Raw genomic sequence first — 8,838 nt, forward strand, 5'->3', positions numbered from 1 at the left:
CCGTCCGTCGTGCCCACCGGCTGAGGTTGCGTCTCCCTGATGTCGAGTCACCACACCGCGCCCGCGCGGGAACCAGCACGGCTACCGTCGTACTACGCGGAACTGCAAACGGTTGAGGGGGTGCACGCGGCATGAGCCTCGGTGACGAGCACGGATACGGCGGCGACACGGGTCGTACGGGCCGTGTCGGCGGCTCCGGCCAGACCCGCACGCGCCTCCCCGAGGGCGGTGGGAACGATGTGTACGGAGGCGCGCGACGGCCCGTACGGACCTCGCGTTCCCTCGTCACCGTGGTGGGCGTGGTGGTGCTGCTGATCGCGGCTATCGCATTCGCGAACCGGGGCGGCGGCGACAGCGGCTCGGGCGGCGAGGCGAAGGGGAGCGGCGGCGCGGAACCGACGGCCGCGACGGGCGTGAAGCCGGTCGCGGGCAAGAACGGACTGATTCCGTCCGGTTTCGCGCAGGACGAGCAGGGCGCGCAGAGCGCCGCGTCCAACTATGCGGTTGCCCTTGGCTCCGACGGTATGTTCAAAAAGGACAGACGGCACGAGATCGTTGACACCGTTTATACGTCGGAGGCTGCTCAGAAGCTGAAGGGTCCTCAGGACAAAGCCTACTCCGCGGGCTTCTTGCAGAAGCTGGGCCTGGACGCAGATGGCAACCCGCCCTCAGGCAGCACTTTCGTCTCACGCACCATTCCCGTCGGCACGAAGGTGGAGAGCTACAGCGGGTCCACCGCCAAGATCTCGGTCTGGTACACGGGACTGATCGGCATGTCCGGGGAGGAGTCAACCGATCCGGTGAGCAGCACCTGGAAGACCTGGACCTTCGATCTCGAGTGGGTCGACAACGACTGGAGGGTCGCCTCCGACTCCCAGCAGGACGGCCCTGCCCCCGTTCCTGGGGATGTCGCAGCGGCAACCTCCGACGAGATCAGCAAAGCAGTCGCGGAGCACGGAGGGTTTACTTATGCCAGGTAACCCTCGCCTCCGCGTTCAGTCGGTCGTTGCCGTATTGGCAGCCCTGCAGGGTGCTCTCCTGCTCTTCGCGTCCCGCGCTGCCGCCGCGCCGACTCCCACCCCGTCACCCGGCAAGAGCGACGATCCCTGCGATCTGCTGATCGGACCTGCCAAGGAGTACTGCGAGGACGGCGAAGGCGGCGGCGACCGCTCCGGCCTCCGCGCCCCCACCAGCCCCACCGAGTCCCTGGACCCCCTGTCCTCCCTCGCAAAGGGCTGCGCGGACGCCGCCGCCTGGATCGTCGAGAAGCTCTCCGAGGCCGTGAAGTCGACCGCCAGCGTCGACTTCACCAACCCCCGGTTCCTCCAGCAGTACGCCATCGTCTTCGCCGCCTCGGCCATCCTCACCCTCGTCCTGTGGCTGCTCGCCGTGGCCAAGCGCGCCATCCGCGGCGTGCCGCTCGCGACCGCGCTGTCCGAGGCCATCGGGTTCCTCTGGCTCACCGTCCTCGCCTCCGCCTTCACGCCCTTGATCCTCTACGTCATCGTCACGGCCACCGACGGCGTCACCGAGGTCATCGCCGCCGGCACCGGCGGCCAGACCGACGTGTTCTTCGGGTCGTTCTCCGAGGCGCTCAAGAAGGGGGACGACATCGGGGGCGGGCCGATCATGCTGATCGTCGTGTCGCTGGTGACCATCCTCGCGGCCGGGATCCTCTTCCTGGAGCTGTTCATCCGGGCCCTGCTCCTCTACGTCGGCGCGCTCCTCGGCGTCGTCGTCTACGCGGGGCTCGTCGACAAGAACATGTGGGGCCACGTACGCCGCTGGGCCGGCATCATGATCGCCGTCATCATGGTCAAGCCCGTCATCGTGATCGTCCTCGGCCTCGCCGGGGCGCTCTCCGCCGACGACGGGCCGAACGCCTTCTCCGCCGTCGTGTCCGGCCTCGCCATCATCCTGCTGGCGATCTTCGCCTCCGGGATGATCTACCGTTTCGTCCCCGGCTTCGGCGACGAGATCGCCTCCGCCCGCTCCAACCGCAACAAGGCCACCGACGGCGCCCAGGCGGCCGCCGTCATCAGCTCCCCCGCCGCTCTCGTCTCCCAGGGCATCAAGACCCACAGCAGCCGTGGCGGCGGAGGCGGCGACCGGGGCGGGAACGGCTCGCCGCCCCGCCAGGCCAACCCCGTCAGCGGCGGCGTGGCGGCCCACAGCTCCCGCGGCCCCGGCGGAAGCGGAGGCGCAGGCTCAGGCGGGATCGGCGGAGGAAGCGGAACCAGCGGCGCGGGAGGCGGCGGAGTTGTCCCCTCCGCCGCCCCCTCGGCCCGTAGCACCAGCACGCACACGAACCGCGGTACCGGCAACACGGGCACCGGCAACAACAGCACAGGAGGTGCAGGGCGTTGACGACGCAGTCCCAACCCATCACGCCCCGCCGTACGTATCTGATCGGCCGCGCCCGGCCGAACGCGATCGTCGGCAAGAACCGCGAGACCGGCGAGATCGTGCTGATCATCGCCGGCGCGTTCCTAGGCATGATGAGCGGACTGCTGGTCCCCGTCCTGTCCCTGCGGATCGTGCTGCTGATGGGCTTCCCGATGCTGGCCCTGATGGCGGTGTACGTCCCGTACAAGCACCGCACCTTCTACAAATGGTTCGAGATCAACCGCAGTTACAAGCGCACCCTGCGCAACGGCACGACCTACCGCAGCGGCGCCATGGAAGCGGGCGTGCGCGGCGACGGCCGCGAGGTCGAGGTGGGCCCGCCGCCCGGCATCGGGCGCATCACCTGGCTCGCCGCCCCCTTCGGCCCCGACGAGATCGCCGTACTCCTGCACGCCGACCGCCGCACGGTGACAGCGGCCATCGAGATCGAAGGTCCGGGCGTCGGCCTGCGCGACAGCGAGGACCAGGAGGCGCTGGTCGACCGTTTCGGCACGCTGCTCAAGCACGTAGCCAACGGCGACGGCTTCGTCACCCGCCTCCAGATGCTCGCCCGCACCCTCCCCGCCGACCCCGACGCCCACGCCAAGGACGTCTCCCAGCGCGGCGACACGCACGCCCCCGGCTGGCTCAAGGAGTCGTACGACCAGCTCCAGTCCATGGTGTCGACCTCCAGCGAGCAGCACCGCGCCTACCTCGTCGCCTGCATGCACTACTCCCGCGAGCTCGCCGCCGAGGCCCACGCCATGGCCCGCGCCGCCCGCCCCCACGGCGGCCGCAAGCTCGACCGCGACTCCGGGCTCGCCGTCGTCATGGCCCGCGAGCTGACCGACATCTGCGCGCGGCTCGCGGAGGCCGACATCCGCGTACGCCAGCCGCTCGGGCAGGGGCGCCTCGCCTCCCTCGTGCACTCGATGTACGACCCCGACCACCCCATCGACCACATCCAGGCCATGACCAAGCGCAACGCCTGGCCGGCCGAGCTGGACGCGATGGAGGCGACGTACCTCCAGGCCAAGACGCGCGAGTCGTCGACCCGCGCGCCCTGGTGCCACGCCACCGCCTGGGTGAAGGAGTGGCCGATGACGCCGGTCGGCGTCAACTTCCTGGCGCCGCTGCTCGTCCACACCCCCGACGTGATCCGTACGGTCGCCGTCACCATGGACCTCGAACCCACCGAGGTCGCCATCGAGCGGATGCTGACGGAGAAGACGAACGACGAGGCGGAGGCCAGCCGCCAGGCCAAGATGAACCGGACCGTCGACCCGCGCGACATCGCCGCCCACGGCCGGCTCGACCAGCGGGGTGAAGATCTCGCGAGCGGTGCGGCCGGTGTCAACCTGGTCGGGTACATCACTGTGTCGTCGCGTTCACCCGAGGCACTGGCCCGCGACAAGCGGACCATCAGGGCCTCGGCCGGAAAGTCGTATCTCAAGCTGGAGTGGTGCGACCGCGAGCACCACCGGGCGTTCGTCAACACCCTGCCGTTCGCCACCGGCATCCGTCGTTAACCGAGAGGGCAGACCCGCCATGCGAGATCCGCTGTCCGCACTCACGGATGCCTTCACCAGCTTCCTCTTCGGGAAGGTGGAGACGACCAGACTCCCCGTCCGTACGTCGACCGGGCAGGCCCAGGCCGTCTACCTGCCGACCGCCGCGCCCGGCCTAGGCGACTCGGGCGTGATCATCGGCCGCGAGGTGTACAGCGGCAAGGGCTACATCTACGACCCCTTCCAGCTGTACGGACAGCAACTTCCCGCCCCGCACTGGCTGGTGCTCGGCGAGTCCGGCAACGGCAAGTCGGCGCTGGAGAAGACGTACGTACTGCGTCAGCTGCGCTTCAAGGACCGGCAGGTCGTCGTCCTGGACGCGCAGGGCGAGGACGGCGTGGGCGAGTGGAACCTGATCGCGCAGGAGCTGGGGATAACCCCCATCCGGCTCGACCCGACGGCGGCCCTCAACGGCGGCATCCGCCTCAACCCCCTCGACCCGTCGATCACGACGACGGGGCAGCTCGCCCTGCTCCGTACGATCATCGAGGTCGCGATGGGACACGGCCTCGACGAACGGTCGGGCTTCGCGCTCAAGGTCGCGCACGCGTACGTGAACGAGACGATCATCGACCGGCAGCCGGTCCTGACGGACATCGTCGAGCAACTGCGCCACCCCGAGCCGGAGTCGGCGGAGGCGATGAACGTCGATCTGGACGACGTACGGGCCTGGGGCCTGGACGTGGCCCTCGTCCTGGACCGCCTCGTCGACGGTGACCTGCGGGGCATGTTCGACGGCCCGACGACGGTCGGCATCGACCTCGACGCACCGCTGATCGTCTTCGACCTGTCCCACATCGACCGCAACTCCATCGCGATGCCGATCCTGATGGCGATCGTGGGGGTGTGGCTGGAGCACACCTGGATCCGGCCGGACCGCAAGAAGCGCATCTTCCTGGTGGAGGAGGCGTGGCACATCATCAACTCCCCCTTCGTCGCGCAGCTCTTCCAGCGCCTGCTGAAGTTCGGCCGCCGGCTCGGCCTGTCGTTCGTGGCGGTCGTCCACCACCTCTCCGACGTGGTGGACGGCGCGGCGGCGCGGGAGGCTGCGGCGATCCTGAAGATGGCCTCGACGCGGACGATCTACGCCCAGAAGGCGGACGAGGCGCGGGCCACGGGCCGGGTGCTCGGGCTGCCGCGCTGGGCGGTGGAGATCATCCCGACCCTCACACCGGGCATCGCGGTATGGGACGTCAACGGCAACGTCCAGGTCGTCAAACACCTGATCACGGAGGCGGAACGGCCGCTGGTCTTCACGGACCGCGCGATGACGGAGACCTCGGCGGACATGCTCTCGGACGACTTGCGAGCCGCGGAGTTGGAGGCGGAACAGCGGGCGGCTTTCATCGAGCAGCAGATGAGCGGGTCGTCCTCGGAATCGACGGTCGCCTGACATGAGACCCCACGACAGACACCAGCAACAGCAGGGCGGGCGCGGCATCCCCGACTCCCTGCTGGTCGCTCTGCTGGCCTTCCTGCTGGGCCTGTCGGTCCTGGCGTGGCTGGCGACGGGCCTGGCGGGCCTGTTCGCCCACGGCGCCTGGCCGGACGACGTCACGTTCGCCCGTACGCCGTCGGCCCTGCGCCACCTGATGGCGGCCCCCCACGACATCCCGGCGGCTTGGCCGGACACCCCGCCGGACCAGCTGTCCGGGTACGGACTGTTCTGGGGCCTGCTGATCGGCGAACTGATGGTGCTGGGCGTGCTGACGATCTTCGTGATGGGCGTACTGGCCCGCCTGAAGGTGCAACGCGAGACGGCAAGAGCAGCGGCGAGGGCCACCGAAGCGGAAGCGGCAGGACGCCCGGAAGCCGCGGCCCCGCCGCCCATGAACGCGGGGCCGGGCGCGGGGTACGGACCTGGGCCCGCATCACACCCGGGCGCCGAACCACCGGACGCGGGACACGGGCCTGGGCCCGCATCACCCACGGGGGCTACCGCGAGTCCCGGGCCGGGCGCGGGCCACGCCTTCGGGGCGCCGCCCCGCACGGGCGACCACGCGGGTGTCCGGACCGGTGCCCCGGCCGGTGCTCCGCTCGGCACTCCGCCCGGCGCCGCCACCGGCCCCGGAGGCGCCCAGGACGCGGCCCCGAGCCCGTACCTCCCGCCCGGTTCCACCGCTCCCGGCCCCGCCCCTCACCCCCTCACCGCGCCGCAGCCGCAGCCGGAACCCCAGCCCCAGCCGGCAGGCGCCTGGAGCAGCCCCGCCGTCCCGGCCCCCCGCGCCCCCCGCCTCCTCTACGGCAGCCCCGAAATCCGCCGCCCCACCGCCGTACAGGCCGTCCTCGACGCCGAAGGCCCCGCGCTCGTCGTCACCTCCGACCCGACCGTGTGGGCCGAGACCAAGGACGCACGGGCCAAGCTCGGCCCCGTCCTCGTGTACGACCCCGGGCACCTCTGCGACACCCCGGCCCGCCTCCACTGGTCCCCCACCGCCGGCTGCGACCGGGCCGACACCGCCGCCGCGCGCGCCGTGGCGCTGCTGGCGCCCGTACGGCCCCAGGCACGGCTGGACGCGGCGGTGGCCGACACCGCCCAGACCCTGCTCAGCAGCTGGCTGCACGCCGCCGCCGTGGACGGCCGCCCCTTCCGCCAGGTGCACCGCTGGGCGCAGGGGCACGGCGCACACGAGGCGGTACGTATCCTCCGTACCCACCCCAAGGCGTCGAGCGGCGCCGCGGGCCTCCTCGAATCCGCGCTCACCGCGTACCCCGAACGCCGCGAGATCGCCCAGGAGCTGACGGCCAGGGCGTTCGCGGCCCTCTCCTCGGTCCACATCCGCGAAGCCTGCACGCCGCACCGGACCGATTCGCTCGCTCTGGAATCATTCGCGGGCGAGGGGGGCACCCTTTATGTGGTGGGTGAAGCAATCGAGGACCCCAGGTCGCGTCCCGGAGCGATGCCTCTGCTCACCGCCCTCGCATCAAGCGTGGTCGAGCACGGCCGCCGCATGGCCGCACGGTCATCCGCCGGCCGGCTCGACCCGCCCATGACGTTCGTCCTGGACGACGTCGCGGCCGTGGCTCCGCTTCCCCGGCTCCCCGAGCTGCTGTCGACCGGTCAGGACCAGGGCCTGTCGACCCTGGTCCTGCTCCGCTCCCGGGAGCAGGGCCGGGCCCGCTGGCCGGACCACACCCTCACCGCCGGCTAGAGCCTGCCGCCCCCGTCCCCGCCGCCTCGCGCCCCCGCGGCCGCTCGGCCACCATCTCGTACTCCTTCTCCGGCTTCACCGACGCGTCCCCCGGCATCGCCACCGTCTCCCCGCTCCGCAGGAAACCGGCCTTGGCGTAAAGCGCCTCCGCCCGCCCGTTGCGCTCGTGCACGTACAGCCTGACCCGCTCGATCCGCGGATCCGGCAGGGCCCACGACCACTCCAGCGCCGCCCGGAAAAGCTCCTGCGCCACCCCGGTGCCCCGCGCCTCGGGACGTACGAAGACGCCGACGGCGTGGGCCTGGTCGACCTCCGGCGCACCACCGAACGTCCCCTCCGCCCCGGCCCGTTCGACGATCACGGTGACGGTCCCCACCCACCGCCCGTCCGGTGCCTCCGCGACGAACTGCCGCGCCTGGGAGTCCCCCGTGACCCGGCCCGTACGCCCCTTCCAGAAGGAGTCGGGCTCCCTCACGGCCTTCTCGTACGTCTCCAGAAAAGCGATGCCCGCCAGCGGATCCTGGAGCGCGGCGAGCCTCAGCTCCTTCGCCTCGGCCCACTCATCGGCGCGTACGGGTCGAATCAAACAATCCATCCGCCGATACTCGCCCGGCCCCGCCCCGGAGCCAAGCGATTTCGGCGTCGTCCCCGGGTACTCCCCCCGGCGCCCCGCTCCCGCCCGCGGTCGGACGATGCGCCGCCTCCCGCTCCGTAGCGTCGAGTCCATGACCAGCCCGAACGGACCAGACGGAATCGAAGCCATCGAACTCACCAAGCGGCACGGCGGCAAGACCGTCGTCGACGGCCTCACCTTCACCGTCCGCCCCGGCACCGTCACCGGCTTCCTCGGTCCGGGGGCACCTCCCAGGCGTTGGCTCTGGGGGAGGGGCCGGAAAATCCACCACCCTGCGCATGCTCCTCGGCCGGGCCGCACCTGACCCGAGGCCACGCGACCGTCAACAGCCGCGCCTACGCCGCGCGCACCGCCCCGCTCCACGACGCCGGCGCCCTCCTTGAGGCCCGCTCCGTCCACCCCGGCCGCACCGCCCACCACCACCTGAGGGCACTCGCCCACACCCACGGCATCCCGCGCGGCCGCGTCACCCACGTACTCGGCCCCGCCGGCCTCACCGATGTCGCGCCCCGCAGAGGGAAGGGCTTCTCGCTCGGCATGGGACAGCACGTCGCCATGACCACCTTCCACCTGGACGGGCACGCCTACGCCTGACCGCCCGCCGGAGCATCCGGCTTCCTCGTCAAGGACGCTCTCCCGGAAGAGCTCCTGTCCGGCATCCGCGTGGTGGTGACGGACGACGCGGTGGTCGCCCCCAGCCTGACCCGCCGGCTGCTCGACGCGTACGCCCACCACCTGCCGAAGCCGGCAGCCGACGGGGCAGAGCCACACCTGACACCCGCCTCACGCCCCTCACCGACCGGGAGTTGGGAATCCTCACCGTCATCGGCCAGGGCTGGACGAACACCGAAATCGCCGAACGCCCGCACCTCGCGGAATCGACAGTGAAGACCCACGTCTCCGAAATCCTCGCCAAAAGGGGCGCCCGGGACCGAGTGCAGGCGGTCGTCCTGGCATACGACACCAAACTGGTCCGGCCCACCTGAAAAACTGCCCCGGAACGCAGGAAAGCCCCGCACCATGAATGGTGCGGGGCTTTCCCACAATGATTGTTCGGCGGTGTCCTACTCTCCCACAGGGTCCCCCCTGCAGTACCATC

General features: G+C 71.0%; 6 protein-coding genes and 2 pseudogenes. 7 read left to right on the plus strand and 1 reads right to left on the minus strand.

Annotation, left to right across the window (positions count from 1 at the left end; all coding sequences use genetic code 11):
- Nucleotides 1-131 precede the first annotated feature (131 nt).
- Genes ABD374_RS25465 through ABD374_RS25485 form a run of 5 tightly spaced genes read left to right on the plus strand, consistent with a single transcriptional unit; the run spans nt 132 to nt 7,105 of the window.
- Entirely contained in the window at nt 132-980 is an 849-nt protein-coding gene (locus ABD374_RS25465; RefSeq protein ID WP_344497937.1) for a DUF8175 domain-containg protein, read from the plus strand.
- Entirely contained in the window at nt 970-2,367 is a 1,398-nt protein-coding gene (locus ABD374_RS25470) for a hypothetical protein (protein ID WP_344497938.1), read from the plus strand. The genes ABD374_RS25465 and ABD374_RS25470 overlap by 11 nt, the downstream gene beginning before the upstream one ends.
- Nucleotides 2,364-3,914 carry an SCO6880 family protein gene (locus ABD374_RS25475; protein ID WP_344497939.1) on the plus strand — a complete coding sequence of 517 codons (1,551 nt, stop codon included), beginning with the start codon at nt 2,364-2,366 and terminating at the stop codon, nt 3,912-3,914. The genes ABD374_RS25470 and ABD374_RS25475 overlap by 4 nt, the downstream gene beginning before the upstream one ends.
- 19 nt (nt 3,915-3,933) lie before the next feature.
- Nucleotides 3,934-5,346, plus strand: coding sequence for an ATP-binding protein (locus tag ABD374_RS25480; RefSeq protein WP_344497940.1), 1,413 nt, complete (start codon nt 3,934-3,936; stop codon nt 5,344-5,346).
- A gap of 1 nt (nt 5,347) precedes the next feature.
- Nucleotides 5,348-7,105: a TraM recognition domain-containing protein gene (locus ABD374_RS25485; RefSeq protein ID WP_344497941.1), complete on the plus strand. Its 1,758-nt coding sequence runs from the start codon at nt 5,348-5,350 to the stop codon at nt 7,103-7,105.
- Here ABD374_RS25485 and ABD374_RS25490 read toward each other — a convergent pair.
- On the minus strand, nt 7,092-7,700 hold the full coding sequence (locus ABD374_RS25490) for a GNAT family N-acetyltransferase (protein WP_344497942.1): 609 nt from the start codon (nt 7,698-7,700) through the stop codon (nt 7,092-7,094). The two genes, ABD374_RS25485 and ABD374_RS25490, sit on opposite strands and share 14 nt — an antisense overlap.
- Before the next feature lie 130 nt (nt 7,701-7,830).
- Between ABD374_RS25490 and ABD374_RS25495 the strand changes: the two are divergent.
- Together ABD374_RS25495 and ABD374_RS25500 are read left to right on the plus strand one after the other, a co-directional pair.
- Nucleotides 7,831-8,297, plus strand: a pseudogene (locus ABD374_RS25495) (ATP-binding cassette domain-containing protein); the annotation flags it as partial.
- A pseudogene (locus tag ABD374_RS25500) lies at nt 8,295-8,725 on the plus strand (response regulator transcription factor); the annotation flags it as partial. The pseudogenes ABD374_RS25495 and ABD374_RS25500, both read left to right, overlap by 3 nt.
- Nucleotides 8,726-8,838: the final 113 nt, after the last annotated feature.

Source organism: Streptomyces enissocaesilis, from assembly GCF_039533765.1.
GTDB classification, from domain to species: domain Bacteria; phylum Actinomycetota; class Actinomycetes; order Streptomycetales; family Streptomycetaceae; genus Streptomyces; species Streptomyces enissocaesilis.

Bases quoted from the DNA above. Each gene is read 5' to 3' on its own strand.
- ABD374_RS25465 (WP_344497937.1), top strand. From the start codon at position 132: ATGAGCCTCGGTGACGAGCACGGATACGGCGGCGACACGGGTCGTACG.
- ABD374_RS25470 (WP_344497938.1), top strand. From the start codon at position 970: ATGCCAGGTAACCCTCGCCTCCGCGTTCAGTCGGTCGTTGCCGTATTG.
- ABD374_RS25480 (WP_344497940.1), top strand. From the start codon at position 3,934: ATGCGAGATCCGCTGTCCGCACTCACGGATGCCTTCACCAGCTTCCTC.
- ABD374_RS25485 (WP_344497941.1), top strand. From the start codon at position 5,348: ATGAGACCCCACGACAGACACCAGCAACAGCAGGGCGGGCGCGGCATC.
- ABD374_RS25490 (WP_344497942.1), bottom strand. From the start codon at position 7,700: ATGGATTGTTTGATTCGACCCGTACGCGCCGATGAGTGGGCCGAGGCG.